23 protein-coding genes are annotated in these 26,416 nt (G+C 55.7%); 9 read left to right on the top strand and 14 right to left on the bottom strand.

The window, feature by feature from the left end; all coding sequences use genetic code 11:
* On the bottom strand, nt 1-1,467 hold the full coding sequence (gene hpaE, locus JM656_RS18610; RefSeq protein WP_203359037.1) for a 5-carboxymethyl-2-hydroxymuconate semialdehyde dehydrogenase: 1,467 nt from the start codon (nt 1,465-1,467) through the stop codon (nt 1-3).
* Entirely contained in the window at nt 1,464-2,753 is a 1,290-nt protein-coding gene (gene hpaG / locus JM656_RS18605; protein WP_203359036.1) for a 4-hydroxyphenylacetate degradation bifunctional isomerase/decarboxylase, read from the bottom strand. Before hpaG ends, hpaE begins: the two co-directional genes overlap by 4 nt.
* Before the next feature lie 272 nt (nt 2,754-3,025).
* On the opposite strand from hpaG, the gene hpaR reads away from it, so the two are divergent.
* The gene (gene hpaR / locus JM656_RS18600; protein ID WP_192610952.1) at nt 3,026-3,469 is read left to right on the top strand and encodes a homoprotocatechuate degradation operon regulator HpaR; all 444 of its coding nucleotides are present in this window, start codon (nt 3,026-3,028) and stop codon (nt 3,467-3,469) included.
* Here hpaR and JM656_RS18595 read toward each other — a convergent pair whose 3' ends face one another.
* From JM656_RS18595 to JM656_RS18580, 4 genes are read right to left on the bottom strand one after another with little or no spacing between them, the layout of a single operon-like run.
* A complete protein-coding gene (locus JM656_RS18595) occupies nt 3,470-4,726 on the bottom strand; it encodes an FAD/NAD(P)-binding oxidoreductase (RefSeq protein WP_203359035.1) in 1,257 nt (418 codons plus the stop codon).
* Complete coding sequence (locus JM656_RS18590) at nt 4,707-4,967, bottom strand: (2Fe-2S)-binding protein (protein WP_203359034.1); 261 nt, start codon at nt 4,965-4,967, stop codon at nt 4,707-4,709. Before JM656_RS18590 ends, JM656_RS18595 begins: the two co-directional genes overlap by 20 nt.
* A complete protein-coding gene (locus JM656_RS18585) occupies nt 4,964-6,073 on the bottom strand; it encodes an FAD-binding oxidoreductase (protein WP_203359033.1) in 1,110 nt (369 codons plus the stop codon). Before JM656_RS18585 ends, JM656_RS18590 begins: the two co-directional genes overlap by 4 nt.
* The gene (locus tag JM656_RS18580; RefSeq protein ID WP_203359032.1) at nt 6,070-7,017 is read right to left on the bottom strand and encodes a 4-hydroxyproline epimerase; all 948 of its coding nucleotides are present in this window, start codon (nt 7,015-7,017) and stop codon (nt 6,070-6,072) included. Before JM656_RS18580 ends, JM656_RS18585 begins: the two co-directional genes overlap by 4 nt.
* Nucleotides 7,018-7,326: 309 nt before the next feature.
* Here JM656_RS18580 and JM656_RS18575 point away from each other — a divergent pair, with 309 nt between their 5' ends.
* The 6 genes from JM656_RS18575 to tsr all read left to right on the top strand — a co-directional run bounded on the left by JM656_RS18575 (nt 7,327) and on the right by tsr (nt 15,303).
* Complete coding sequence (locus tag JM656_RS18575; RefSeq protein WP_370552280.1) at nt 7,327-8,154, top strand: helix-turn-helix domain-containing protein; 828 nt, start codon at nt 7,327-7,329, stop codon at nt 8,152-8,154.
* Nucleotides 8,155-8,326: 172 nt separating this feature from the next.
* A complete protein-coding gene (locus JM656_RS18570; protein WP_203359031.1) occupies nt 8,327-9,247 on the top strand; it encodes a dihydrodipicolinate synthase family protein in 921 nt (306 codons plus the stop codon).
* A 14-nt stretch (nt 9,248-9,261) separates the two neighbouring features.
* Complete coding sequence (locus tag JM656_RS18565) at nt 9,262-10,869, top strand: aldehyde dehydrogenase (NADP(+)) (protein WP_203359030.1); 1,608 nt, start codon at nt 9,262-9,264, stop codon at nt 10,867-10,869.
* An 11-nt stretch (nt 10,870-10,880) separates the two neighbouring features.
* Nucleotides 10,881-12,482 (top strand): APC family permease, encoded by a 1,602-nt coding sequence (locus JM656_RS18560; protein ID WP_203359029.1) that lies wholly within the window; start codon nt 10,881-10,883, stop codon nt 12,480-12,482.
* An 11-nt stretch (nt 12,483-12,493) separates the two neighbouring features.
* On the top strand, nt 12,494-13,501 hold the full coding sequence (locus tag JM656_RS18555; protein ID WP_203359028.1) for an Ldh family oxidoreductase: 1,008 nt from the start codon (nt 12,494-12,496) through the stop codon (nt 13,499-13,501).
* A 137-nt stretch (nt 13,502-13,638) separates the two neighbouring features.
* Nucleotides 13,639-15,303, top strand: coding sequence for a methyl-accepting chemotaxis protein (gene tsr / locus JM656_RS18550; RefSeq protein WP_203359027.1), 1,665 nt, complete (start codon nt 13,639-13,641; stop codon nt 15,301-15,303).
* Between the two features lie 41 nt (nt 15,304-15,344).
* On the opposite strand, the gene JM656_RS18545 is transcribed toward tsr, so the two are convergent.
* The 4 genes from JM656_RS18545 to JM656_RS18530 all read right to left on the bottom strand — a co-directional run bounded on the left by JM656_RS18545 (nt 15,345) and on the right by JM656_RS18530 (nt 19,301).
* Nucleotides 15,345-16,622 carry a TRAP transporter large permease gene (locus JM656_RS18545; protein WP_203359026.1) on the bottom strand — a complete coding sequence of 426 codons (1,278 nt, stop codon included), beginning with the start codon at nt 16,620-16,622 and terminating at the stop codon, nt 15,345-15,347.
* Complete coding sequence (locus tag JM656_RS18540; RefSeq protein WP_203359025.1) at nt 16,613-17,092, bottom strand: TRAP transporter small permease; 480 nt, start codon at nt 17,090-17,092, stop codon at nt 16,613-16,615. Before JM656_RS18540 ends, JM656_RS18545 begins: the two co-directional genes overlap by 10 nt.
* 73 nt (nt 17,093-17,165) lie before the next feature.
* Nucleotides 17,166-18,161, bottom strand: coding sequence for a C4-dicarboxylate TRAP transporter substrate-binding protein (locus tag JM656_RS18535; RefSeq protein WP_203359024.1), 996 nt, complete (start codon nt 18,159-18,161; stop codon nt 17,166-17,168).
* A gap of 219 nt (nt 18,162-18,380) precedes the next feature.
* Entirely contained in the window at nt 18,381-19,301 is a 921-nt protein-coding gene (locus JM656_RS18530) for a GntR family transcriptional regulator (protein ID WP_203359023.1), read from the bottom strand.
* A 139-nt stretch (nt 19,302-19,440) separates the two neighbouring features.
* Between JM656_RS18530 and JM656_RS18525 the strand changes: the two genes are divergently transcribed.
* Both JM656_RS18525 and JM656_RS18520 read left to right on the top strand, forming a co-directional pair.
* Nucleotides 19,441-20,463 carry a zinc-binding alcohol dehydrogenase family protein gene (locus JM656_RS18525; protein ID WP_203359022.1) on the top strand — a complete coding sequence of 341 codons (1,023 nt, stop codon included), beginning with the start codon at nt 19,441-19,443 and terminating at the stop codon, nt 20,461-20,463.
* A gap of 13 nt (nt 20,464-20,476) precedes the next feature.
* Nucleotides 20,477-21,922, top strand: coding sequence for a tagaturonate reductase (locus JM656_RS18520; protein WP_203359021.1), 1,446 nt, complete (start codon nt 20,477-20,479; stop codon nt 21,920-21,922).
* 104 nt (nt 21,923-22,026) lie between these two features.
* On the opposite strand, the gene opgB is transcribed toward JM656_RS18520, so the two are convergent.
* The 4 genes from opgB to dnaT all read right to left on the bottom strand — a co-directional run bounded on the left by opgB (nt 22,027) and on the right by dnaT (nt 26,415).
* Complete coding sequence (gene opgB, locus JM656_RS18515) at nt 22,027-24,318, bottom strand: phosphatidylglycerol--membrane-oligosaccharide glycerophosphotransferase (RefSeq protein WP_203359020.1); 2,292 nt, start codon at nt 24,316-24,318, stop codon at nt 22,027-22,029.
* Between the two features lie 267 nt (nt 24,319-24,585).
* Nucleotides 24,586-25,077, bottom strand: a complete 492-nt coding sequence (locus JM656_RS18510; RefSeq protein ID WP_203361325.1) for a DUF2501 domain-containing protein — start codon at nt 25,075-25,077, stop codon at nt 24,586-24,588.
* A gap of 58 nt (nt 25,078-25,135) precedes the next feature.
* Nucleotides 25,136-25,873 carry a DNA replication protein DnaC gene (gene dnaC / locus JM656_RS18505; protein ID WP_192610962.1) on the bottom strand — a complete coding sequence of 246 codons (738 nt, stop codon included), beginning with the start codon at nt 25,871-25,873 and terminating at the stop codon, nt 25,136-25,138.
* Between the two features lie 2 nt (nt 25,874-25,875).
* Entirely contained in the window at nt 25,876-26,415 is a 540-nt protein-coding gene (dnaT, locus tag JM656_RS18500; RefSeq protein WP_203359019.1) for a primosomal protein DnaT, read from the bottom strand.
* Nucleotide 26,416 lies beyond the last annotated feature (1 nt).

The raw sequence follows: 26,416 nt of genomic DNA, 5'->3' as shown, positions 1-26,416 counted from the left end.
TCAGACTCCCCATTTCGGGATCGGATGGTCGCCCATGGAAATGCAGACGTTCTTCATTTCGGCGAACACCTCAAAGCTGTATTCCCCGCCTTCGCGTCCGGTGCCGGAGGCTTTTACGCCGCCAAACGGTTGGCGCAGGTCGCGTACGTTCTGGGTATTCACAAACACCATGCCGGCTTCGATATTGCGCGCCAGGCGCAGCACTTTGCTGACGTCCTGGGTCCAGATGTAAGACGCAAGGCCGTACTCCACGTCGTTGGCCAGACGCAGACCTTCCGCCTCGTCTTTGAACGGCATCAGGCAGGCGACCGGCCCGAAGATCTCTTCCTGGGCCACGCGCATCCGGTTATCGACGTCCGCCAGCACCGTCGGGCGCAGGAAGTTGCCGTTTCTCAGATGAGCAGGCAGATCGGTCGGTTTGTCCGGGCCGCCCGCCAGCAGAGTTGCCCCTTCTTCAATGCCGAGGCGGATATAGCCGGACACTTTTTCCCAGTGCTGCTGGCTAATCAGCGCGCCGACCTGAGTGTTCAGATCGTTCGGATCGCCCACGCGCAGGCGGTTGGCGCGTTCGGCAAAGCGTTTGACGAATTCCGGGTAGATGCTCTGCTGAATAAAGATGCGCGAGCCCGCGGTGCAACGCTCGCCGTTGATTGAGAAGATGGTGAACAGCGCGGCGTCCAGCGCGCGTTCGATGTCGGCGTCTTCAAAAATCAGCACCGGCGATTTGCCGCCCAGCTCCATCGAGTATTTCTTCAGCCCGGCGTTTTTCATGATGTTGCGCCCGGTGGCGGTGCCGCCGGTAAAGGAGACGGCCCGCACGTCGTGATGACGCACCAGCGCGTCGCCCGCAGTGGCACCGTAGCCCTGCACCACGTTCAGTACGCCCGCCGGAATGCCTGCTTCCAGCGCCAGCTCGCCCAGACGATCGGCGGTCAGCGGCGAGAGTTCAGACATCTTCAGCACCGCCGTGTTACCCAGCGCCAGACACGGCGCAACTTTCCAGGTGGCGGTCATAAACGGCACGTTCCACGGCGAAACCAACGCACAAACGCCCACCGGCTGCACCAGCGTGTAGTTGAGCATCTTGTCGTCGACCGGATAGGTCTTGCCGTTCATCTGCTGGCACACTTCGGCGAAAAATTCGAAGTTGTGGGAGGCGCGCGGGATCAGCACGTTTTTGGTCTGATGGATAGGCAGACCGGTGTCGGCGGTTTCCATCGCGGCGATCTCCGGCACGTTCTGGTCGATCAGGTCACCGAGGCGACGCATCAGGCGCGCGCGCTCTTTCATCGGCAGGTTCGCCCATTTCGGGAACGCCTCTTTCGCGGCCGCTACCGCCTGGCTTATCTCCGCTTCACCGCCTGAAGCCACTTCCGCCAGCACGTCTCCGCTGGCTGGATTGGTGGTGTGGAAATAGTCGGTGCCCGCCACATTTTTGCCGTTGATCCAATGGTTTATTTTTTTCATTTCGCGGTTTCCTCACTCACAATTCGGTTGACCAGGCGGCCCACGCCTTCCACTTCCACGACGACTTCATCGCCCGGCACCACGTCGGACAGCCCTTTTGGCGTGCCGGTGGCGATCATGTCGCCCGGTTGCAGGGTCATGAATTCGCTCAGGTAAGCGATCAAAAACGGGATGCTGAAAATCAGATCGGCGGTGGTGCCCTGCTGGCGCAATTCGCCGTTGACGAAGGTGCGCAGGGCTAAGTTGTGCGGATCCGGGATCGCCGCTTTATCGACGATCCAGGGGGCAATCGGGGTCAGACCGTCGCGGCTTTTCACCCGCAGGTTGGGGCGGTAGTAGTTCTCCAGATAGTCGCGGATGGCGTAGTCGTTACAAATCGTATAGCCCGCCACATAGTCCATCGCGTCGGCTTCGACGACGTTGCGCGCCGTTTTGCCAATCACCACCACCAGTTCCGCCTCGTAGTGCATGTACTCGACGTTGTTCGGGCGCACGGAAGTTTGTCCGTCGCCGGTAAATGAGTTTGGCGCTTTGATAAACACCAGCGGCTCTTCCGGCGGTGTAAATTCCAGTTCGCTGGCGTGGTCGGCGTAGTTCAGACCCAGCGCGAACAGGGTGCCGTTTGGGTGCGAAAGCGCAGTCCGCGTTCTGGTTTCCGTGATGTCGCGTGCATTCACCACCGGGTTTTCCAGCGGCGGGAAACCGTCTGCCAGAATACGTACCTGGTCGCCGGGGCGAATTTCCACGCGTGCCTGCGGGGTGCCGATCAGGATGGCGTCGCCCGGGTTCAGGGTGGCGAATTCACTGAGCGCGCTGAGCAGTTCGGCCGCGCTGCGTTGCAGGTCGGCGGTGTTCCAGCGATCGGCTTCGCGACCGTTGATTTCGGTGATAATCGTCAGATTATCGACGTTTTTCAGCGCCACCGTTTCGCCCATCGGGCAGAAACCGTCGCGGCATTTTGCTTTGATGGCCGGGCGGTAGAAGCTCTCTTCCGGCAGGCTGACCTCGTTGGCCAGTGCGTAACCGGCGATATAGTTTGCCGCCTCTTCAACCGGGACGTTGCGGGCTGTTTTGCCGACCACCAGCGCGACCGTCGCACCGCTTTGCACCTTCTCGCCCTGTGGATGGGGGATGGCGTCGCCGTGACGAATTACGGTGTTGTGCGGTTTGATAAACCAGACAGCCGTCTTCGGCGGTGCTTTATACGGGGCTTGCGTAAACGCGTCGCGCCAGGCATCAAGCTGGCTGCGATGGTTTAACGCGACGGCAAAAACAGTACCTTTCATACACAAACTCCTCAGGGTGAAATACCACACTGTGATTTCATTAATATATTAATGATTCGGTTGTATGCTTTTGCTGCGCGTTTGGCAAATAGAAGTGAAATATTTGTGATGATAATAACAATAAATTTACATATTCAATTTAATGTTTATACTTATCATGTAATTAATAAAATGGCGTGGTTTCTGTTAGACTTTTTCGCCTAAAACGGGTTGTTTATAAAATCATCATTATTGAATTGTTTATCTGTTAATGATTTTTCCAGGGGAAGACCATGCATGACTCTTTAACCATTGCACTGTTGCAGGCACGAGAAGCGGCAATGTCTTACTTTCGGCCCATCGTGAAGCAACACAATCTGACGGAACAACAGTGGCGCATCGTGCGCGTACTGGCGGAGCACCCGTCTATCGACTTCCACGATCTGGCGTTTCGTACCTGCATTTTGCGCCCGAGCCTGACCGGCATTCTGACGCGAATGGAACGCGATGGACTGGTGTTGCGTTTAAAACCGGTGAATGACCAGAGAAAGCTGTATGTGTCGCTGACGAAAGCCGGAAATGCGCTGTATGAACATGCGCAGTCGCAGGTGGAAGAGGCGTACCGGCAAATTGAAGCGGAATACACGCCAGAGAAGATGCAACAACTGACGGCGCTGCTGGGTGAGTTTATTGCGCTCGGCAATCGCCATATTGCCGAGCGCGGGGAAGAAGAGTAACTACGCGTCCGGGTTCGCCAGATGAATCAGCGTTTCGGTTCTGGCGGGGGAAAGCGGTTCACGCGGCTGGGGAAGCGGCCAGTGATAGAGCCAGCGGGCGCTGGTGGCGCAGGTTTTTCCCTGACAGGCACCCATGCCGCAACGTGAGGCCAGCTTTGCGGTTTGCCAGTTTTTCGCCTCGGCAACGTCGCCGCAGCGCACATCTTCACAGCGGCAGAGTAATGTTTCCGGCGTGACCACCTCTTTAAGCGTGTCGGGCAGGGCAAATGTGGCATTGAGCGCGTTGGCAAACCGTTGCCAGCGATCGCGTTTTTTGAGCGCTTCGCTCGCGCTGTCCGGGCGCTGTGCCGCGATATATCCGGCAACTTCCCCTTCTGCCAACGCCAGTTCGCTGCCGCCAAATCCCGTACACTCTCCGGCGGCGAAAATATCGGGCTGGCTGGTGCGCTGCTGCGCATCCACGGTGATGGCATTGTTTGCTGTCGCACAACCAAAAATCAGCGCCGGTTCAAGGTTGGGCACCAGCCCATAGCCAATGGCCAGGCGGTCACAGGCGATTTCCCGAATTTTACCGTGTTGACGCACGGTGACCGCCCGCAGTCTGTCATCGCCCAGCGCCTGCGTGACCTGGCTTGCGGTGGCGTAACCTGCTGGCGCGATACCAAAAAGTTGGCGCAGTTTGTCTGGCCAGCGCCACAACCCCATCGCAAAGCGAACCAGCGCGCTACGCGGTGCCTGTTCCACGATCGCGACAACATTGCCGCCCGCTTTGCGCACCGTATCGGCAACCGCCAGCAGCAGCGGGCCGCTACCGGCAATGACCACCCGTTCGCCGTTGAGCGGCAACCCATGCTTGATTTGCGCCTGTAAACCCCCAGCGCCGGTGACGCCAGGCAGCGTCCAGCCGGGAAAGGGCAGTGATAGCTCGCGCGCGCCGCAGCATAAAATTAATCGCTGCCAGTGGACAATCCCGCAGTTTTCGGCGGTTTCAAACAGCACGCTGTGTGAGGAGGGACGGGCAATCAGACGGGCAGCGGACAAATGCGTGATCCGCGATTCGCGTTCCACGGCGTCACGGTAGCGTCTGGCGAGCGGCGGGAGCGCGACCTGTGGCCCGTCGCGCCAGATTTGCCCGCCGGGTCGGGGGTTATCATCCAGGATTACCACCTGCTTGCCGCTTTGCGCCGCCGCCAGCGCGGCCGCCAGCCCGGCAGGCCCGGCGCCCAGGATCAGAATGTCACAATGCAGTGTGCGCATGGCAGCTCCTTTCTATTTTCATCTCCGGCTGGCATTCCGTCTGGCAGGCCAGCACCCGGAGTCCATTCACCGTCACGCGACACTCCTGACAGACGCCCATTCCGCAAAACGGGGCGCGTGGGCTGTCGTGAACCGAGCGGCGCGTCACGGGGTTGCCGCTCATCGCCAGCGCAGCGGCGACGCTGATGCCTACCGGAACCTGGCAGGGCAGACCGTCAATAAATAGAGTAATAATTTTCATGCGCTGGCCTCCTGGCGTATCAGGCGTGCGGGCAGCCAGGCGTCCGGCGCGAACGCGGGTCGCTCGCCGAGGATCTGCGCACAGAGCAGCTCGGCGGTCGCCGGTGCGGTAGTTACGCCCAGCCCCTCATGACCGAGCGCCAGCCAGACGCCGTGGCGAGAAGGATGCGGACCGATAAGCGGATTGCCGTCTTCGGAGGCGGCGCGAAAACCGCTCCAGCAACGGATGATGTTCAGACTGGCGATGGCCGGTAAAAAATGGTGCGCGCGCTTAAGCATCATCGCCAGCAGCGGCAGATCCAGCTCACGGTCGAGGGTGTCAAACTGGCGCGAAGAACCAATCAGCCATTGTCCGGTGGGTCGCGGTTGCACATTAAACGCTACCGACGTTCCCCCGGCGTGGGCGCTGGCGCCGTAGCCCAGTTCCACCAGTTGATGGTTGAGCGTTGCGCCGTAACGGTCGGTAATCGCCAGTTGGCCTTTTTTGGGGCGCAGCCAGTTTTCCTGCAACAGCATATTGGCGCCCAGGCCGCAGGCGACCACAATCGCGCGCGCCCGCAGACGTTTTCCGCTCTCCAGCACCACCAGGGGGGCATCTACCGAGACGGCCCCCTCGTTGACACAGGTGATGGCCTGCGCCGCATCGTCAATAAACCAGCGCGCCACGTTGGGGGCGTAAACAATGCCGTCGCCCGGCACCCACAAACCTCCCGCCAGATCCGGCGTCAGCAGCGGTTCGCGCGCGGCAACCTGCGCGCGGGTCTGCATCTCGCTGGCGACCTGGTGCGTCGCCATGCGCTGTTGTTTTTCCTCGGCGAGGGCCAGTTCCTGTTCGTTTTCCGCCAGCCATAAGGTTCCGCAGCCGTGCCAGGTGCAGGTTTGCGGCATCCGCGGCGTGAGTTCCCGCCAGCGCGCCAGCGACCAGGCCGACAGCGCCAGTTCTGCGGGATCGTCATCCATACAGACCAGATGTCCCATTCCGGCGGCGGTTGCCCCAGCGTGCCCGTCGTCGATAAGGGTGACGCGTTGCCCGCGCTTCGCCAGTTGCCAGGCACAGGCTGCGCCAATAATCCCGGCACCGATGACAATGACGTCGCTTTCTGTCACAGGGTGATCCCCCAGCAGAAAGGATCGTCCGCATTGAGGATCAACCGGTTGTCGCCGCACACCCACGCTTCACCGCGGATGGTAGGAATGACCTGAGTGCCTGTGCGGATAAAACTTGCCGTAAACTGACTGCCGATGATGCTCGCCTGTCGCCAGATTTCTCCGGGCTGCAGTTTGCCGTCATCGGCGAGGCACGCCAGTTTGGCGCTGGTGCCAGTGCCGCACGGCGAACGGTCCCACGCTTTTCCTGGACAGAGGACAAAGCTGCGACTGTCGGCACGATCGTCACTGGCAAACAGCTCGATATGATCGATAACACCGTCATTTTCGCCGCGGATCCCTGCGGCTTCCAGTCCTTCACGGATGGCCCACGCAAAATCAGTGAGGGCGGGGATCTGCTCTGGCGTGATATCGAAGGGATGATCGTTAACGAGGAAAAACCAGTTGCCGCCCCAGGCGATATCGCCAGTGACGGTGCCGTGTTGCGTGACCACGCTGACCTGTTTACGCCAGCGATACGACGGCACGTTTTCGACCGACACGCTGCCGTCGTCGTGGAGGGTGGCGGTGACATCGCCCACCGGGGTTTCAATGCGGTGCTGACCGGGTTTGATGCGCCCAAGCCAGGCCAGAGAAGCTATCAGCCCTATCGTGCCGTGACCGCACATATTCAGGAATCCGGCGTTGTTGAAAAAGATAACCCCGGCGGTGGCCTCGGGGGAGACGGGTTCGCACAGCAGCGCGCCAACCAGTACGTCATTTCCGCGAGGCTCGAGGATGATGGCTTTGCGCCACGCATCGTAGTCTTTGGCAAAGCGTTCCCGACGCTGCGCCATCGTGCCGTTACCGAGATCCGGAAAACCCGCAACCACCAGGCGCGTCGGTTCGCCGCCGGTATGTGAGTCAATCACTCTGATTTCGCTTTCCTGCTGTGTCGTTGTCATGAGATCTCCGAAACGTTAAATGTTTGTTTCTAAATGCTGGCGCAACCCTGACGTTCCGGCTTGACTGCTTTCACCACCTGAGATGACGAAATTAGCACAGTGCATACGCGTGTTTTTGCATGATTTTCATATTTATTTCTTATTAATCATTTTATTACCGCCGTGGTAAACCAAAGAACGCCTCTGCGCCAGTGCGTGAAACAGGGGAAATCGTAAACCACAGGCAGGATCGCAAAACGCATCACTGGCGCTTGATGAGTTAACAAAAAGTTAATAAATATCCCTCGTCACTTATTGTGAGGAAGCGTTATGTCCTGTGCTTATGAAGAGGTGTCGGGAAAAGCCCCGGCGCAAGAGGTGGGGATGGAGGTGGGTGAACTCAGCCAGATATGTGAGGGGCTGGCCCGCCAGCGCCCGGAAAACATCCAGACCTTGCTGAATGCGATGGCGCTGATTGCGCCGTTACTCAACGCCATTCCTAACGTTGTCTTTTTTATCAAAGATGTGCAGGCAAGATACCTGCTGGTCAATATGACGCTTGCCCGTCGCTGTGGGTTCAAGAATGTGGTGTCGTTGCTGGGGAAAACCTCGGCTGATGTGTTTCCGTCTGCACTGGGACAGGGTTATACCGAGCAGGATCTGCGGGTCCTGCGCGACGGCGTGACGCTGCGCGATCAGCTGGAGATGCATCTGTATAACGGTCGCGAGCGAGGCTGGTGTCTGACGCAGAAGCTGGCGCTGCGCGATGTTCATGGGCGGGTGATCGGGATGGCCGGGATCTCTCACGATCTGCTGGAGACGCAGGCGCGTCATCCCGCATGGCAACGGCTGGCGATCGTCGACGATCATATTCGCAAACACTACCACCGCCCGATCGCAATGGAAGAGTTGACCGTGCTGAGCGGGATGTCGGTGGCGCAGATCGAACGCTACTGCAAACGCATTTTCCACCTGACGCCGCGTCAGATGATCCACAAAGTCCGCCTCGAAAAAGCCACCGAATTACTGGCAGGTACGACACCCATCACCGATATCGCATTGCAATGCGGCTATACCGATCACAGTGCTTTTAGCCGCCAGTTCAAAGCGATGACCGGCTCTACGCCACGGGATTTTCGCCTGACGCTGGCAGGTTGATCTTCCATTTGCGACCTCCCTCAGGGAAGAGGGGGAAAATGCCACTGTGCTAATTTCGTCATCCTTGCAAAGGAAAACCCACAAGCCGCCGAACGCCTTAGCCGTCAATCTGTCAGTGAATATTCACCATTCATTCACCAATGTTTAACAAATTGACGACAAGGAATCGAAAATGAGCAAAAAAGCTATTCACTGGAGCGGCGTATTTCCGGCCGTCAGCACACAGTTTCGCAGCGATTACTCACTGGATTTGGACGCCACCCACACGGTGATGAAAAACCTGGTCAAGGATGGTGTTTCAGGCCTGGTGGTTTGCGGTAGCGTCGGGGAGAACACCTCACTGACCACCCAGGAAAAATTACAAATTATCGAAGTGGCGAAAGACGCCGCTGGCGGCAAGATCCCGGTGATTGCCGGGGTGGCGGAGTTCACCACCGCGTTTGCCCAGAAGATGGCGAAAGAGGCTGAGAAGGTGGGCGTCGATGGCATTATGGTGATGCCTGCGCTGGTCTACTCTTCAAAACCGCATGAAACTGCCGCTCACTTTCGCAGTGTAGCGACCGCTACCGACCTGCCGATTATGGTCTACAACAACCCGCCGATTTACAAAAACGATGTCACGCCAGACATCCTGGCGACCCTCGCAGACTGCGACAACATCGTCTGCTTTAAAGATTCCTCCGGCGATACCCGTCGCTTTATCGATCTGCGTAATGCCGTAGGCGACCGCTTTGTGCTGTTCGCCGGGCTGGACGATGTGGTGGTCGAGAGCATTGCGGTGGGCGCTGAAGGCTGGATCTCCGGGATGTCGAACGCCTTCCCGCGTGAGGGCGAGACGCTGTTCCGTCTGGCAAAACAGCAACGCTACGAAGAGGCAATGGCGCTGTACCGCTGGTTTATGCCGCTGCTGCATCTCGATGCGCGTCCGGATCTGGTGCAGTGCATCAAGCTGTGCGAAGAGCTGCTGGGTCGCGGTAGCGCGGTGACGCGTCCGCCGCGCCTGGCGCTGGAAGGTGAAACCCGCGCACAGGTGGTAGCGGTGGTTGAACAGGCGCTGGCAACCCGTCCACAGCTGCCGGATGTCGGCCTCTGAACGCAGGAGTGAACATGACATTACGACAGCCTGAACAGGGCTTGCAGTTTATTGCCGGTCAGCGGGTTGGGGGTGGCGATGCCACCCTGCTCAGCCTGCGCGCTGAAGATGGCGAAGCCACCGGTTATCGTTTCCTGTCGGCCACCCGCGAGGAGGCCGCACAGGCCGCGCTGGCGGCAGAACAGGCATTTGCGGTGTATTCACAGACCTCGCCTGAAGCACGGGCGCGGTTTCTGGAGGCTATCGCCGGTGAACTGGACGCGCTGGGCGAGGCGTTCTTTGCTATCGCGCATCAGGAAACGGCCTTGCCACTGGCGCGTTTGCAGGGCGAGCGGGCGCGTACCAGCGGCCAGTTGCGGATGTTCGCTGGGGTACTGCGTCGCGGCGATACGCATGGCGTGCGCATTGATACGGCGTTACCTGACCGCCAGCCGTTGCCGCGTCCGGATTTGCGCCAGTATCAGATGGCGCTCGGGCCGGTTGCCGTCTTTGGCGCCAGTAATTTTCCGCTCGCCTTTTCGACCGCCGGAGGCGACACCGCTGCGGCGCTGGCGGCAGGCTGTCCGGTGGTGGTGAAAGCCCATCCAGGACATATGGCAACGGCGGAATACACCGCACTGGCGGTGTTGCGCGCGGCAAACGCGTGCGGCATGCCCGCAGGCGTGTTCAATATGATTTTTGGCACCGATATCGGCGCAGAACTGGTGAGCCATCCGGCGATTCAGGCGGTCGGTTTTACCGGTTCTCTGCGTGGCGGGAAAGCGTTGCAACAACTGGCGCAGCAGCGCCCGCAGCCGATTCCGGTGTTTGCGGAGATGTCCGCCATTAATCCGCTGATTGTTCTGCCTCAGGCGCTGGCGAAAAATGGCGCAACGCTTGCCAACGATCTGGTGGCCTCGTTCACGCTGGGCAGCGGTCAGTTTTGTACCAAGCCCGGGCTGATTCTGGTGATGCAAGGGGAAGGGGAGAGCCGTTTCTCCGACGCGTTAGTGGAAGCGGTGGAGCGTACTCCGGCGCAGGTGATGCTCAATGCCACGACGCTTACGCATTACCAGCAGGGCGTTCGCGCGCTGGATGCCCACCCGAATATTCAACGTATTGCAGGCCGCAATGAGAACGTCGTCGGACGCGCGCAGGCATGCCTGTATAAAGCGCCAGCTTCGCTGCTGCTGGCGAAAGATCCGTTGTTGCAAGAAGAAGTGTTCGGGCCGCTGGCGGTGCTCGTGAGCGTGGCGGATGAGGCCGAACTGTGCGCCATTCTGCGGGTGATCCAGGGACAGCTCACCGTCACGGTGCATGCCGAAGCGGATGACCGACAGCTGGCGGCGCGACTGTTGCCGATGCTGGGTGAGAAAGCCGGGCGCGTACTGTTTAACGGCTACCCAACCGGCGTGGAAGTGTGTGACGCGATGGTGCATGGCGGCCCGTGGCCGGCGACCACCGATGCGCGCGGCACGTCGGTCGGCACCAAAGCCATCGAGCGTTTCCTGCGCCCGGTGTGTTTGCAAAACGTCCCTGGCGCGCTGTTACCGCCTGCCGTGCAGGATGCCAATCCATTAAACCTGCTGCGCCTGGTGAACGGGCAGTGGACCCGGGAAGCGATTTCCCCCTCTGTTAACTGAAGGGCACAATCATGACGATTCACTCTACACCTCAATCTCAGACCCGGGTTGTTGAGTCGGGGAAATTTAAAAAGCAGCTGACGTTAACGGATCTGACGTTTATTGGACTGGGGGCGATTTTTGGCTCTGGCTGGCTGTTTGCCGCCAGCCATGTCGCCTCGATTGCCGGACCTGCCGGTATCGCATCGTGGGTGATCGGCGGTATCGCCGTGTTGCTGCTGGGCATTGTTTATTGTGAGTTAGGCGCGGCGTTGCCGCGTGCCGGGGGCATTATTCGATACCCGGTGTTTTCTCACGGTGAGTTGATGGGCTATCTGCTGGGTTTTATTACGCTTATCGCGTTTTCCAGCCTGATCTCCATCGAAATCGTCGCGGCGCGTCAGTATGCCGCGGCCTGGTTCCCGGCATTGACGCAGCCCGGTTCCAGCGACCCGACGTTGCTCGGTTGGGTGGTGCAATTTTTGTTGCTCTGCTTTTTCTTTGCGCTGAACTACTACAGCGTTAAAACGTTCGCCCGCTCGAACAACATCATCAGCGTACTGAAATTCCTCGTGCCGCTGGTGGTGGTGATCACCCTGTTTGCCTTCTTTAAACCCGAAAACCTGCACGCGCAGGGGATTGCGCCGTTTGGCATGTCGGGGGTAGAGGCGGCGATAAGCGCAGGCGGGATAATCTTTGCCTATCTGGGGCTAACGCCGATTATCTCCGTTGCCAGTGAGGTGCAAAACCCACAGCGAACCATTCCGGTGGCGCTGATTTTGTCGGTGGTGCTCTCGACCATTATCTATGTGCTGTTGCAAGTGGCGTTTCTGGGCAGTATCCCGACTGAGATGCTGAGTGGCGGCTGGGCGGAAGTCAGTAAGCAGTTCTCTTTGCCGTATCGCGATATTGCTATTACGCTGGGAATGGGCTGGCTGGCGTTTATGGTGGTCAGTGACGCGATTGTCTCCCCGAGCGGGACTGGCAATATTTATATGAATGCGACGCCGCGCGTGATTTACGGTTGGGCGAAAGCGGGCACCTTCTTTAAAGCGTTTACCCACATTGATAAAGAGTCCGGTATTCCTCGTCCGGCGTTGTGGCTGACGTTTGGTTTATCGATTTTCTGGACGCTGCCGTTCCCGTCATGGGAGCAGTTGATCAGCGTCGTCTCCGCCGCGCTGGTGCTCAGTTACGCCATTGCGCCGGTGACGGCGGCAGGGCTGCGCCGGAATTCGCCGGATCTTCCGCGTCCGTTCCGCGTTCGCGCATTTCATATTATCGGTCCATTGTCGTTTGTTATCTCCGCGCTGATTGTCTTTTGGTCCGGCTGGGGAACGCTTTCGTGGTTGTTGGGGCTGCAGATCGTCATGTTTGTGGTGTATGTGCTGTGTAAATCCAAAGTGCCGGTGCATACCGTCAGTCTGGCTCAGCAGGTGAAGTCTTCGCTGTGGCTGGTAGGGTTTTACGCGCTGATTATGCTGTTCTCCTGGTTAGGCAGTTTTGGCGGTACAGGGGTGATTGGCCATCCGTGGGATACAGTGATTGTCGCGGTGATGTCGCTGGGAATTTACTACTGGGGCGAGCGGACTTGTCTACCACAAGCTAACTTTACTGGAGACGAAGAAGAGTAAAGGAGAAGGTAATGACAATGGTAAACCTCTCGTTAACAGAGGCTTACTCGCTGGCACATCAGGTGCTACGCGGGAATGGATTCAGTGAAGAACATGCTGCTGTTGTGGCGCGCAATGTGACCAACGGGGAGCGCGATGGCTGCGCTTCCCACGGTTTATGGCGGTTGTTGGGGATTGTCGACACCTTACGCAAAGGTAAAGTGTCGCCAGACGCCATGCCGGTGGTGACCGACAGCGCCCCGGCGATTGTGAAGGCGGATGCCGGCGGCGCGTTTTCGCTGCTGGCATTTGAACAGGCGTTACCGTTATTGATTGAGAAAACACGGCATTGCGGTATCGCTGCGCTGGCTATCAATCGCTGCGTTCATTTTTCGGCGCTGTTTGCCGATATTGAACCGCTCACGGACGCCGGACTGGTGGGCTACGCCTGTACGCCAAGTCACGCCTGGGTCGCGCCTGCCGGGGGCACGCGCCCGCTGTTTGGCACTAACCCGATTGCGTTTGGCTGGCCGCGTGGCGAAAGGCCGCCGTTTATCTTTGATATGGCAACCAGCGCGGCGGCGCGGGGAGAGATCCAGCTTCATTTACGCGCCGGAAAACCGATCCCCGAAGGCTGGGGGGTAGACAGCGACGGGCAGCCGTCAACCGATCCGCAGGCGGTGCTGGATGGCGCGATGCTGACCTTTGGCGGGCATAAAGGCTCGGCGTTTGCGGCGATGGTCGAACTGTTGGCCGGACCGTTGATTGGCGACATGACCAGCGCGGAGTCGCTGGCCTGGGATAACGGTGCCGGAGGACTGCCTTATGGCGGCGAACTGATCCTGGCGTTTGATCCGACACGTTTTCTTGGCCAGGAGGCGCATGCTCATCTGGCGCGGGCGGAAACGCTGTTTGATGCGATGCAGAGTCAGGGGGCGCGTTTGCCTGGCGAGCGGCGTTTTGTGGCGCGGGAAAAGGCAGAGCAGGAAGGCGTGGTCATTACCCGTACGTTGTACGATGACATCTGCGCGCTCAGGTAGAGTCATCAGGCGGTAGTCTGTCATGGCGTTTTTTGCCAGCATTTTGCACAAAATACCTGTGACAGACGTCGCTATTGTATAAAGTTTTCTCATTCCAGGCCGACAACCAGAGTATCTGTCTAGCGGAATGAGAAAACATGTTAAAACGAATTAAGATTGTGACCAGCTTACTGCTGGTGTTGGCAATATTTGGCCTTTTACAACTGACCTCGGGCGGTTTGTTCTTTAACTCATTGAAAAATGACAAAGAAAATTTCACCGTTCTACAGACCATTCGCCAGCAGCAGTCCACGCTGAATTCCAGCTGGGTTGCGCTGCTACAAACACGTAATACCCTCAACCGGGCGGGTATCCGCTACATGATGGATCAGAACAATATCGGCAGCGGCGCCACCGTTGTCGATCTGATGCAGATTGCGAGCACGTCCCTGAAGCAGGCGGAAAAACACTGGGCCGATTACGAAGCACTGCCGCGCGATCCGCGTCAGAGCGAGGCTGCGGCCGTCGAGATCAAACGTAGCTACGATATCTATCACAATGCGTTGGCTGAACTGATCCAGTTGTTGGGCTCAGGTAAGATCAACGAGTTCTTTGATCAACCGACGCAGGGCTATCAGGACGGTTTTGAAAAACCGTATACGGCCTATATGCAGCAGAACGATCACCTGTATGACATTGCGGTTGAAGACAATAATAGCTCCTACAGCCAGGCGATGTGGGTGCTGGTCAGCGTGTTAATCGCGGTGCTGCTGGTGATCGTCGCCGTCTGGTTCGGCATTAAGTTCTCTTTAATCGAACCGATGAACCGCCTGATCGAGAGCATTCGTCATATCGCCAGTGGCGATCTGGTGAAGCGTATTGATGTAGAAGGCTCTAACGAAATGGGGCAACTGGCAGAAAGCCTGCGCCACATGCAGAGCGAACTGGTGCATACCGTCGGCGATGTGCGCAACGGCGCTAACGCGATTTACAGCGGTGCCAGCGAAATTGCGATGGGCAACAACGATCTTTCTTCCCGCACTGAACAGCAGGCCGCCTCCCTGGAAGAGACTGCGGCCAGCATGGAAGAGCTGACGGCCACCGTGAAACAGAACGCCGAGAACGCCCGTCAGGCCAGCCATCTGGCGCTGAGCGCTTCAGAAACCGCGCAGAAGGGCGGTAAAGTGGTGGATAACGTGGTGCAAACCATGCGTGATATCGCCTCCAGTTCGCAGAAAATTGCCGACATTATCAGCGTAATCGACGGTATTGCTTTCCAGACTAACATTCTGGCGTTGAACGCGGCGGTAGAAGCGGCGCGTGCAGGCGAACAGGGCCGTGGCTTTGCGGTGGTTGCTGGGGAAGTGCGCAATCTGGCGCAGCGCAGTGCTCAGGCCGCGCGTGAGATTAAGAGCCTGATTGAAGACTCGGTCAGTCGTGTGGATGTTGGTTCAACGCTGGTAGAGAGCGCCGGCGAAACCATGGATGAGATTGTTAACGCGGTCACCCGCGTGACCGATATCATGGGCGAAATCGCTTCTGCGTCTGATGAGCAGAGTCGCGGTATCGACCAGGTCGGTCTGGCTGTCGCTGAGATGGATCGCGTGACGCAGCAGAACGCCTCGCTGGTGGAAGAGTCCGCAGCTGCCGCAGCCGCGCTGGAGGAACAAGCCAGTCGTCTGACCCAGGCCGTCGCCGTATTCCGTATTCAGCAGGAACAACAGCGTTCTCGTGACGTTGTCGCCGCGAAAAGCGTTTCTGCGCCGGTACCGCCGCGCAAAGCCGCTGTTACCGATGCCGGTGAGAACTGGGAAACGTTTTAATGATGTGTTGTCGCGCCCTGTTGAGCAGGGCGCGACACGTTTTACAGCGCGGGCAGGAAGGTTGTCAGAGCCGGAATAAACGTCACCATCAGCAACACGGCAATCAGTGCTGCTAACAGCGGTAGCACTTCACGCAGAAAATCAGCAATTTTTGTTCCCGTGATGGAAGTAGCAACGAACATGACCGTTCCCATAGGTGGCGTCAGGCAACCAATGGCCAGGTTGAGGATCATCATCACGCCGAAGTGAATCGGATCGATGCCCAGCAAGCGTACTGTTGGCATTAATAGCGGAACCAGTACGATGATGGCGGCATTTCCTTCAATAAACATTCCCAGAAACAACAGAACCAGGTTCACGATCAGCAAGAAGATGTAAGGATTATCAGAGAATCCAGTCATCACCACGGCCAAATCTTGCGCAATCTGTTCGTTCGTTAACACCCATGCCAGCGCTGAGCAGGTCATGATGATGAGCATTACGCTTGCGGTTGAGCGTGCAGTTTCCAGTAACGATGCCGCGATATCTTTCACCGTCATTTCACGATAGAAAACGGCTCCGATAATAATCACAAACACAACGGCAATAGCGCCTGCTTCTGTTGGGGTAAAGATCCCAAAACGGATCCCGCCGATAATCACCAGAATCAAAATGAGTGCTGAAGTGGCACCTTTACCCGCTTCCCAAAGTTCACGGCAGGTTGGGCCATGGGCTCTGGCGGGGAGATAGCCGCGTTTTTTCGAGATTAAATAGATCGTGAACATCAGCGCGACGCAGCACAAGAGTCCCGGAATGATCGCGGCCATAAACATTTTTCCGATGGAGACATCGGCAACAAAACCGTAAATGATCAGGGCGATTCCCGGGGGAATGATCGGCGTAATAAGCGACCCGGCAGCGGTGACGGCAGTAGAGAAACTTTTGCTGTAGCCGAGTTTAGTCATTTCCGGCACCAGCATTTTTGACAACATCGCGCAGTCAGCCAGGTTCGATGCCGACAGACCTCCCATCATGGTACTGAGCAGGACGTTGGACTGGGCGAGCCCGCCCGGATAGTGACCGGAGAGCACACCGGTGAATCGCAACATACGGTGCGTAATACCGGTGTAATTCAGTAGGTTACCAAGCAGGATAAAGAACGGGATTGCCAGTAAAGTGACGTTTTCTCCAGCACCGATAATACGTTGAACAGCGATCAGCGGTGAAATGTCGCCCGCCATATAAAAGTAAGTCAGTATTGCGACCAGTACGCTGATGAATATCGGCGTATTCAGAATAAACAGAAACAATAAGACAATACACGCGATCGCTACTGACATACGACCTCCCTGCGTTTCAGTTTTTGAATGTCTTGCCAGAGGTGTTGCAGGCAAAACATCACCATGATCCCAGCGCCTGTCGGCACAGCAAAATCGATGTACAGATAGGAGACCCCAAGAATAGGGGTGATTTTATCGACGGCGATAAGTGACAGCTCATAGCCGAGATAGCCAAATGTAGACAGTGAGACAATGGCAATCATGTGGGTGATGATGGCGCAGGATAAACGCCAGTTTTCCGGCAGCATGGAGGTGAAGGCATCGATACTGACGTGCATACGATGGCCCATTGCTGAGGCCGCACCGATCATAATCAACCAGATGTAACAGATAATCAGCGCTTCCTCACCCCAGATCAGTGGGGCGTTAAGCAGCCAGCGCATCAGGACGGCCACGACCGTAATGAGCACAATCCCACCTGCCAGCAGGCAGGCCAGAATATCGCTGAATTTATTGAGAAACCGAAACATAGTCATTCCTATACGGCGATACTTTTTTCAGGGAAAGGGAAACGCGCAGGCAGTGCGCTGCGCGTTTTCTCCGTTACTGTGCGATGATTTCCTGTGTTTTTTCATACAATCCTGGCGTCCATTCCGGGAATTTTGTGTAGAACGGTTTTGACGCTTCGCGGAACAGATTGCGGTCAACTTCCACCACTGTGACGCCTTCTGTCTTCATCTTCTCAATCAGTTCTTGTTCTTCCTTCTGAACGAGCTCAGTCAAGTATTTCCCTGCTTGATCGCCGGAGTTCACCAGTGCGGTCTGAATTTCCGGCGGCAGTTTTTTGTAGGTATTGCTTCCCATCACCAGGTTAGTCACGTTTTCGACATGGCCGGTGAGGATCAGGTATTTAGCCGCTTCATGATGTTTTTGTCCGTACAACACCGGAATCGGGTTTTCCGCGCCATCAATAACTTTCAGATTCAGCGAGGTATAGACTTCGGCGAGAGGAAGTGGCGTCGGGGTTGCGCCCATCGCTTTCATGCCTTCGATTTGAATGCGATTGTTCGGTACGCGAATTTTGAGGCCTTTCAGATCTTCCGGTTTGGTGACCATTTTGGTGGTCAGCATATGGCGCGTACCATACAGCCAGTCTTTAGAGACGATGTGCAGGCCTTTAGCATCCAGTTTGTTTTCCAGATCCTTGTACCAGTCTGACTGGTTGAGTTTAAAAATATCTTTATAGCTATTGCCGACGTAAGGACCAAACATAATGCCGAAATCAGGCACATAGTCAGAGAAGAATGCGCCATCGGCGAGGGTAATCAGTGGACTACCCAGTTTCATTTGCTCAATGACATCCTTTTTCGAGCCTAATTGTGAACTGGGATAAGCAATGAGCTCGCCTTTACCGCCGGTTTGTTCATTAAATAAGCGTGCCCATTCACGGATCGCCTTATCAAAGGGTTCTCCTGGATTATTTTCATAGGCAACTTTCAACGTATATTCGGCAGCGGCTATCGCAGAATTGCTAAATGAGACAGTAGCGAGTATAGAGCCAACAGCGAATGCTAGTAACGTATTTCTTTTTTTAGACATCAGACTCATTATTACTCTCCGTTTTTTTAGTAGGTACTGAGGATGTTATTATTTTGTCCGGGTTTTCCGGGATGTATTACAGAGTTTCTAAACTATTTATTATTATGCGTATTGATTATCTTAAAATGTTTATCAGAGCCTAAAGTGTCTTATTAATGGATAGTTATTTTTATTAAGGAATTGTGGCTACGGTAATGATTTGCTGTTTTTAATCGGTTTTTAAAATCTCACAGAGTGGCTGCTCGTCGTATTGATGGAGTGGATCATGGTCTGCCGGGCGGTTTGCAGATGCTGACGTAATGCGGCTGTGGCGCTGAGGTCGTTGCGACAGATTAGGGCGCTGAGAATGGTCATATGTTCATTGACGGCGACGATATTCCTTTGTTTGAGATCGCTCTCATCCCATTGATAGTGAAAGTGAAAAATAACAGAGATAATCTCCAGTGATTGATCGAAAAAGACATTTTCGGCGGCGCTGAGAATCAGATTATGAAAATCGCGGTCCAGCAGGGAAAACATACGATAGTTGTCGCTGATGGTGTCACGTAATGCGCGGTGACGATCGAGTAAATCTCGCGCTTTCTGCCAGCGGATATCCGTAACCGGCAGATTGAGAAAGTGCTGCAGGGCGTGGGTCTCCAGCATTTCCCGTATTTCGAAAAGCTGTTCGGCATAGCGTTGATCGAACTGTTGCATACGCCACAGACCACGTCGTTCGCTGATAATCAGATTGTAACGCCCGAATTTTAAAAGATATTCCCGCACAACGACCGGGCTGACGCCGGCAGCGCGCGCCAGTTGCAGTTCGGAGAATGTCTCCCCTGCGCGTAACTGCCGTTGGTTAATCATGGTGAAAAAGGCGTGCTCGAAAATACGGTTTTGCTCAGCCAGTGAGGCGGTAGTGCAGGCGAAACCGTCGTCATTATTGGGCTTACGGACGATCACATAGTCGCTGCCAACCGGCGTCAGTACGCCACATTCGCTTAAATGACTGAGCATATGGCGCACCGTGGTACGGCTGATGTTGTACATCTCTGCCAGTGCGCTTTGTGAGGGGAGCGGGGAGGGGATATGGCCGCGAGCCATATCATCGATCATCTGGTTAATGACGTTGTGACGTAAATTTTGCGAGCGGCTCATCGGTCTCTCCTTTTTGCGCGTATTAAAACCCGATTTAAAACATTTTTATGCGTCGGTATTCACAAATTCCGTTTCCTGTCTCTTCGATATTTTTATTTTCATCGATATCTGATGCAACGAAAAACAGGAGAGCTGAATCATGTCAACGATGAATACGCTGATTTGCCAGGAACCGAAAAAATTAGTTTGGGAAGAACGTCAAGTTCCTATTCCTGGTGAGGATGAAGCATTAATAAAAATTAAATCCGTAGGGATTTGCGGTACCGATATTCATGCCTGGGGAGGCAATCAACCTTTTTTCAGTTATCCTCGTGTGTTGGGCCATGAAATATGTGGCGAAATTGCCGGGTTAGGTAAAAATATTTCGCATCTGAAAATGGGTCAACAGGTCGCAGTGATTCCCTACGTGGCCTGCCAGCAATGTCCGGCGTGTAACAGTGGGCGTACCAACTGCTGCGAGAAAATTTCGGTGATTGGCGTGCATCAGGATGGCGGCTTTAGCGAGTATTTGTCTGTACCTGCGACTAACCTGCTGGCGGCTGACGGTATTGATCCGCAGGCGGCGGCGCTGATTGAACCCTACGCTATTAGCGCGCATGCGGTACGCCGGGCGGCGATTGCGCCAGGCGAGCAGGTACTGGTGGTGGGCGCAGGTCCGATAGGGCTGGGGGCGGCGGCTATCGCCAACGCCGACGGCGCGCAGGTGGTGGTCGCTGATACCAGTCTGGCCCGTCGGGAGCATGTGACCTCTCGGCTGGAACTCCCGGTGATTGATCCCTCTGCCGACGATTTTGACGCACAATTACGCGCGCAATTCGGCGGTTCCCTGGCGCTAAAAGTCATTGATGCCACGGGGAATCCGCATGCGATGAACAATAGCGTTAACCTGATTCGCCATGGCGGCAGCATTGTTTTCGTTGGGCTGTTTAAGGGGGATCTGCAGTTTTCCGACCCTGAGTTTCACAAAAAAGAGACCACCATGATGGGCAGTCGTAACGCCACGCCGGAGGATTTCGCCAAAGTAGGGCAGCTGATGGCGGAAGGTAAGCTGACCGCAGACATGATGCTGACGCACCGCTATCCCTTCACCACGCTGGCGGAGATTTACGAAAGTGATGTGATTAACAACCACGAGCTTATCAAAGGCGTGATTACTTTCTGACAGGGATATAGCAATGAAAACATTGAATCGACAGGATTTTCCTGGCCACAACTACCCGACGAAAGTGATCCAGTTTGGCGAAGGTAATTTTCTGCGGGCGTTTGTAGACTGGCAGCTGGATGTTCTCAACGAGACGACGGATCTGCAGGCTGGCATCACCATTGTTCGCCCTATTAATACCGATTTTCCGCCGTCGCTCAATATCCAGGATGGCCTGTACACCACGGTGATCCGTGGCCTGAATGAGCAGGGCGAGGCCGTTAGTGACGCGCGTCTGATCCGCTCGGTGAATAACGAGATCAACCCGTATCAGGATTTTGCCGGGTACCTGGCGCTGGCGCATAACCCCGATATCCGCTTTGTGTTTTCTAACACCACTGAGGCAGGGATCGGCTATCACGAAGGTGACAGTATCGATGATGCCCCGCCGGTGAGTTTCCCGGCGAAACTGACACGTCTGTTGCTGGAGCGTTTTAATCACTTCAACGGCGCGCCAGACAAAGGCTGGGTAATGATTCCCTGCGAACTGATCGACTATAACGGCGATGCGCTCAAGGCGTTAATTCAGCGTTATGCGCAGGAGTGGCAGTTGTCTCCGGCGTTTCTCGACTGGCTGGAAACGGCAAACACATTTTGCTCCACGTTGGTGGACAGGATCGTGACCGGCTATCCGCGCGAGGAGGTACCAGCGCTGGAAGCACAGTTGGGGTATCACGATGCGTTTCTCGACACCGCCGAGCATTTTTATCTGTTTGTGATCCAGGGACCGGCCTGGCTGGCCGAGGCGCTGAAATTGACGGAATGTTCGCTGAATATTCGCATTGTCGCCGACATCAAACCGTATAAAGAGCGTAAAGTCGCCATTCTCAACGGTGCGCATACCGCACTGGTTCCGGTGGCGTGGCTGTGCGGGCTGGAAACGGTCGGCGAGGCGATGCAGGACGAGGATGTGCGTCGCTTTGTGGAAAAGGCGATTCACCAGGAGATTATTCCGGTCCTGGATCTGCCCGCCGCTGAACTGCGTGAATTTGCCGATGCGGTGACAGGACGTTTCCAGAATCCGTATATCCGCCATCAGCTACTTTCTATTGCGCTCAACGGTATGACGAAATTCCGCACGCGTATTTTGCCTCAGTTGCTGGCAGGTCAGCAGAGCAATACCTATCCCGTTCGGCTGACGTTTGCGCTTGCGGCGTTGATCGCTTTTTACCGCGGCGAACGGGCAGGAGAGGCGTATCCACTCCAGGACGATGAGCAGTGGCTCACACGCTATCAACAGCTGTGGCCGCGCGTGGGCGCAGAACTGACGTTGCAGGAACTGGTCGATGCCGTACTCAGTGATAAAGCACACTGGGGCGAGGATTTAACGTTGTTGCCAGGGCTTACCGCCCAAGTGACTGCCAGCCTGGAAAATATACGGGTACAGGGAATGCGTCAAGCGGTGAAAGCGCTGGATTAAAGTTGCCATGCAGCGCCCGGAGCCGTGTTGGGCGCTGTTTTTTTCACTGATAAAGAGAGGCCCGGTGGCGTGACGCTTATCGGGCCGATACTCTCCATTCGGGGTTATCCTTCGGCATTCACCACTTTGATTTCCACCATACCGATCCCCAGTTTACGTGGCGAGTGCCCCAAAATGTTGCCCTCGTTGGTGGATTGCGGGTCGGGCGGCGCGATCACCAGCGTGCTGGCCGCTTCCGGATTGTCAAAATGCAGTATGGTCGTGGTGATGTCGTTACCCAAGCGCAGGATTTGTTCTTCTTTGCCCACACGTACCGGAATGGGGCGATCGGCGTTCGCGCCGTAGGCTTTGGCGGTGATCACCAGATCGAATTTTTTGGGCAACGGCGTCTTGTACTCGATTTTGACCTCTTCTCCCAGTTGCGCGTTGGACCAGCGCCCCCAGGATTCCGGGCGAGAGATACCGCTGAACTGCTTCACCTCTTCCGGCGCGCCTGCCACGTTAAAGACGAAACTGTCCGCTTTGTAGCGAATATCGTTATCGACGATTTTCAGCGTATCCACGTTGCCTTTATAGCGTTCCATATCGATGATGGTGTTCTTAAACGCCGTCTTGCCCTTCCACTGTGCCTTGTTCACGTGCTGTACGACTTGCTCCCCACCCAACTGGCCCTGAGAGACACACCAGTCGGTGGAGAGCGCCAGTTCCGGCGACCACAGTTGCGCCATTTTGTAGCAGCGGTCGACCCAGACAAAGTTGTCGCGTGGGGCAAAATCCGCCAGCTGAAAGCGTAGCGGCGCGGAGTATTCGCTTTCCGGCAGCGGTTCCACGCGATTGTCTGAGACCCGCAGCAGCAGCGGTAAACGGAAATGGCTGCCCGAGAAAGCGATCATGTTTTTATCCTGATCGATGGTGAACGTTTTCATCTCTTTGGGGAAATTCCACAAGCGGATGATGTCGGGTTTCCACGCCAGAACCTTCTCTTTAATGTTCAGGAACACCAGCGACATGGATTCGCCGGACAAGCTGCTGCGCCCGAGCCCAATAAAGTTATCCCCGCCGAGAATATCGAGCACGGTCGCGCCGTTATCCATCGTGTTGCGTTTGACCGCCAGCGTCTCCTGCTGAGGCTGGTCGCCGCGCAGAACGAAAAACAGGTTGCTGCGATCCTGCTTATTCAGGTACTTCCATGCGGTGTTGTTCATCGCCAGATGATCGGAAGAGACGACGATGACGGTGTCTTTAAACCACGGAGACGCTTTGATCTTATTGATAAACTGGGCGATATTTTCCTGGCTGCAGCTGACGGCGCTAAATGACTGGTTGGGTTTGCCATCGAAGTCGTAGCGTTTACGGTTGCAGGTGCGCGAGATAAATCCATCCGGGTGATGGGTGTCGACGGTCAGCGTAAACAGAGAAAAACGCTGGCCGGAGCGAGAGAGTTCTTCAAACTTTTTCCATGCCTCGTCGAGTACCGTATCGTCGTAGAAACCCCAGTCATTACGATACGTTGGGTCCGCGACCACGGTTTTTAACTCTTCGGCACCGTAGAGATGATCGAAGCCGTGGGATTTCAGGAACACATCTTTGCCGGCAAAACGCAGGTTCGCGCCCTGAACAAAATAGTTCTGGTAACCGGAGTTCTTCAGGATATCGCCAAGGCAGATATTCTGCGGGAAGAAGCTGGAAACCGATGCCGAGGCGTTGCCTTCAAAGGGGGCAAACAGCGGTATACCGCACTGAGAGGCCACCATCCCGGCAATGGTGTAATCCGTGCCCGGCAATTGCATGGTTTGACTGAAATCCAGCCCTTCGTTTTTCAACGCGCCCAGTTCCGGAGTGAGATCCGGGAAGGCATCGTTGTCAAAATAGGTGCGCTCAAGGCTTTCGCCATAGATATAGACCAGATTCAGTTTGGGGTTGGGGATCGTTTTCGACGGCTCTTTGTAATAAGCCGTAAAATCAGGATCGCCATCGCGGGATTGTGATTTCACCAGCTCGGTAATCTGGCGAAACGCCGGGCTGGCGTCTACCGAACCCAGTGCCAGCAGCAGTGCCAGCAGGCTATACCCCATATGATGGGGATGGTGCCGACGGCGGCGAAGAACCCAGCCCAGCGCACCAAAAACCAGCGTCAGCGCGAGGACGATCCCCACGCCCGGAAGAATGTATTTACTGACGCCCGCGCCTGTCAGGCTATTGGTTAACGTGTAGAGCACCGCATCGTTGATGCCGTCGCCGGTAAAGTAGTCGCTGGCATAGAGTGTAATGTTCAGGACAACAAAAAGACCGAGCACCGTCAGAGTGGCTGCAAACCACCAGGTGTTACGACCCGCTTTCCAGGCATAAATCAGCACAGAGGCGAGAAACAGGGCGATGGACAGGAATTCAGACAACTAACGATCCTCAGTTATAGCCTGCTCCTCCCGGCTAAATATCAGGAGGGCTAATCTTTTTCGGGGTATACAATGTAATTGCGATGTTACACTGCTGCAATTCTAGTGACATTAAATTACATTGTTATTCAGAATTGGTTTAGAAAGCGTATATTTTGATCGCCATCACTTCCCGCGATTCCGGCGTGTATCAAGGGGTGAGGGGAGAAAAGAGAGGATTAAGGCCGCGTTTCTTGCCCAGGCGCTAAAACGCGGCGTGTGGAGCGATTAGGAAATGAAACTCATGCCTTGCTTAAGTACCAAATCGCAGGCTTTGGTCTTAACTTGCTCCGCCAGCGGCGTGCTGCCTATGTTGCTCAGATTCAACTGCTGGCCGTCTTTGGTGTTCAGCAAACCCTGAATACCGTCCATATAGTTGGTATCCTGTTTTTGCTCGTTTGCGCTCAGGCCCAGTTTATCCAGAACCTGATTTTTGACGTTTTCCGCATCGGTCGCGGACGCGAGTTTTTGTTTGGCGCAATACTGCAAAATCCCCGCCGCGTTGTTCATGTTGCTGGCGCTCAAGGCGTCAGTGCTGCCATTTAACAGACTGGTGAGGGAGGAAAGCGACGTGCTGCTTTGTCCTGAGGTGGTGCTTTTGGTGAGTTCGTTGGCCGCGCTGGAGAGCGAATCCTGCCAGGATGATGCGAAAATGCTGGTGGAGATGAGTGCGCTGGCGGCGATCGCGCAGCGCAGAATGCGTTTTGTTGTTTTCATAATGGTAACTCGTATGTGCCTTTTCAGCGAAAGTATAGCGCTGCTCGTATTAAGAATGGTCTTAATACTCTTTTCCGGTCACACGGCTACGATAGCTATCCCAGTTGAAATTTACCCACAAACTGTTGCCCAAACGCATACGATCCATCACACGCTCGCCGAGCAATTTGCTCATCTCTTCCATGTTGCTGTTGGTCAGCATGCCGGTAGGGCGTTTTGAGGATGAGCGACGATCGACGATCTGATTGATGATCACTTTTTCGTAGCGAGATTCGGTTTGTACGCCAATTTCGTCGATCACCAGCAGATCGACATTGCTCAGGTCGTTGAGCAGCTGTTCTTCACTGGTTTCACGATTCGTGAAGGTCTCTTTCATCGCTGACATAATATCGGCGACGGTAATGATCAGGACTGATTTTCCCCGCAGCAGCAGCTCGTTGCAGATTGCCGCCGCAAGGTGGTTTTTTCCGGTGCCGGGTTTACCCGAGAAGATAAAACTGGCGATGTTGCCATCGAACTCTTCTACATACTGTCGGGCTTTGCTGAGTGCGTTCATTTGGCCGTCGCACTCGACCCGATAGTTTTCGAACGAGCAGTTTTGATGTAACGGGCGGATCCCGGAACGGTTGAATGTACGCTGCATTTTCATTGCACGGTTTTCACGGGCCAGCGCGGCAGCGCGAATTTCGCCCTGCTCTTTCTGCCATGCCAGCAGCTCTTCGCCTGTTTTAAACGCAGGCACTACATTCGCCGGCATCATTTTTTGCAGACGTTTCATCAGATCGCCAACGTTTTTCATCGTTACCCTCTAAATCCCGGTGGAATGTGGTTGTCAGGTTCGCTAATGCTATTCACATCACGTTTGGGCATCCCGCCATTGCTGGACCGGCCAATCTGGAGACTGCGCGCCAGCTTTTGCTGCCACTGAACATGGTGAAAGACCTTGCCTTCCGCCTGCCAGTAAGCCACAAATGACGCCAGCTCTTCCGCTGTCGCCGGCTCTCGTAACGCGATGCCCCATAATGCCGCCTGACGCTGGAAGTCGGCGTCCGGTTGCCAGGCTGGATACATCGCAAATTTCCCCATCGGTACCGCAACGGGTGCGGCCTGCGGTTCTTCGTAAAACTGCGCGTCCAGCGTGATGTCGCTTCCCGGGCGCGACAGTTTTTCTTCCAGCGCCAGCAATTCTGCCAGACGGGCAGGCGTGACGGCATAAAATGCGGGCACGTTATTGGCAAATACCGCGACCGCGCCGCCAGCCGATTTCGCCAGCACGGCGTTGTGATCGTGGACTAATGCGTCAATACCGATGACGTCTGGGGTTAAAATTCTGCAAGACATA

Origin of the sequence: Citrobacter sp. R56 (assembly GCF_016811995.1) — a bacterium.
In the GTDB taxonomy this organism is placed as follows: domain Bacteria; phylum Pseudomonadota; class Gammaproteobacteria; order Enterobacterales; family Enterobacteriaceae; genus Citrobacter_D; species Citrobacter_D enshiensis.
Note: the sequence above shows the minus strand (reverse complement) of the source record. Positions and strands in the feature narration are given on the sequence as shown.

Coding starts and splice junctions, on each gene's coding strand:
- JM656_RS18590 (WP_203359034.1), bottom strand. CDS start 4,967: ATGAAAATTATTACTCTATTTATTGACGGTCTGCCCTGCCAGGTTCCG.
- JM656_RS18520 (WP_203359021.1), top strand. CDS start 20,477: ATGAAAACATTGAATCGACAGGATTTTCCTGGCCACAACTACCCGACG.
- JM656_RS18580 (WP_203359032.1), bottom strand. CDS start 7,017: ATGACAACGACACAGCAGGAAAGCGAAATCAGAGTGATTGACTCACAT.
- tsr (WP_203359027.1), top strand. CDS start 13,639: ATGTTAAAACGAATTAAGATTGTGACCAGCTTACTGCTGGTGTTGGCA.
- hpaG (WP_203359036.1), bottom strand. CDS start 2,753: ATGAAAGGTACTGTTTTTGCCGTCGCGTTAAACCATCGCAGCCAGCTT.
- JM656_RS18565 (WP_203359030.1), top strand. CDS start 9,262: ATGACATTACGACAGCCTGAACAGGGCTTGCAGTTTATTGCCGGTCAG.
- hpaR (WP_192610952.1), top strand. CDS start 3,026: ATGCATGACTCTTTAACCATTGCACTGTTGCAGGCACGAGAAGCGGCA.
- JM656_RS18570 (WP_203359031.1), top strand. CDS start 8,327: ATGAGCAAAAAAGCTATTCACTGGAGCGGCGTATTTCCGGCCGTCAGC.
- JM656_RS18540 (WP_203359025.1), bottom strand. CDS start 17,092: ATGTTTCGGTTTCTCAATAAATTCAGCGATATTCTGGCCTGCCTGCTG.
- JM656_RS18535 (WP_203359024.1), bottom strand. CDS start 18,161: ATGTCTAAAAAAAGAAATACGTTACTAGCATTCGCTGTTGGCTCTATA.
- dnaC (WP_192610962.1), bottom strand. CDS start 25,873: ATGAAAAACGTTGGCGATCTGATGAAACGTCTGCAAAAAATGATGCCG.
- JM656_RS18525 (WP_203359022.1), top strand. CDS start 19,441: ATGTCAACGATGAATACGCTGATTTGCCAGGAACCGAAAAAATTAGTT.
- JM656_RS18555 (WP_203359028.1), top strand. CDS start 12,494: ATGACAATGGTAAACCTCTCGTTAACAGAGGCTTACTCGCTGGCACAT.
- hpaE (WP_203359037.1), bottom strand. CDS start 1,467: ATGAAAAAAATAAACCATTGGATCAACGGCAAAAATGTGGCGGGCACC.
- JM656_RS18545 (WP_203359026.1), bottom strand. CDS start 16,622: ATGTCAGTAGCGATCGCGTGTATTGTCTTATTGTTTCTGTTTATTCTG.
- JM656_RS18530 (WP_203359023.1), bottom strand. CDS start 19,301: ATGAGCCGCTCGCAAAATTTACGTCACAACGTCATTAACCAGATGATC.
- JM656_RS18595 (WP_203359035.1), bottom strand. CDS start 4,726: ATGCGCACACTGCATTGTGACATTCTGATCCTGGGCGCCGGGCCTGCC.
- dnaT (WP_203359019.1), bottom strand. CDS start 26,415: ATGTCTTGCAGAATTTTAACCCCAGACGTCATCGGTATTGACGCATTA.
- JM656_RS18560 (WP_203359029.1), top strand. CDS start 10,881: ATGACGATTCACTCTACACCTCAATCTCAGACCCGGGTTGTTGAGTCG.
- JM656_RS18575 (WP_370552280.1), top strand. CDS start 7,327: ATGTCCTGTGCTTATGAAGAGGTGTCGGGAAAAGCCCCGGCGCAAGAG.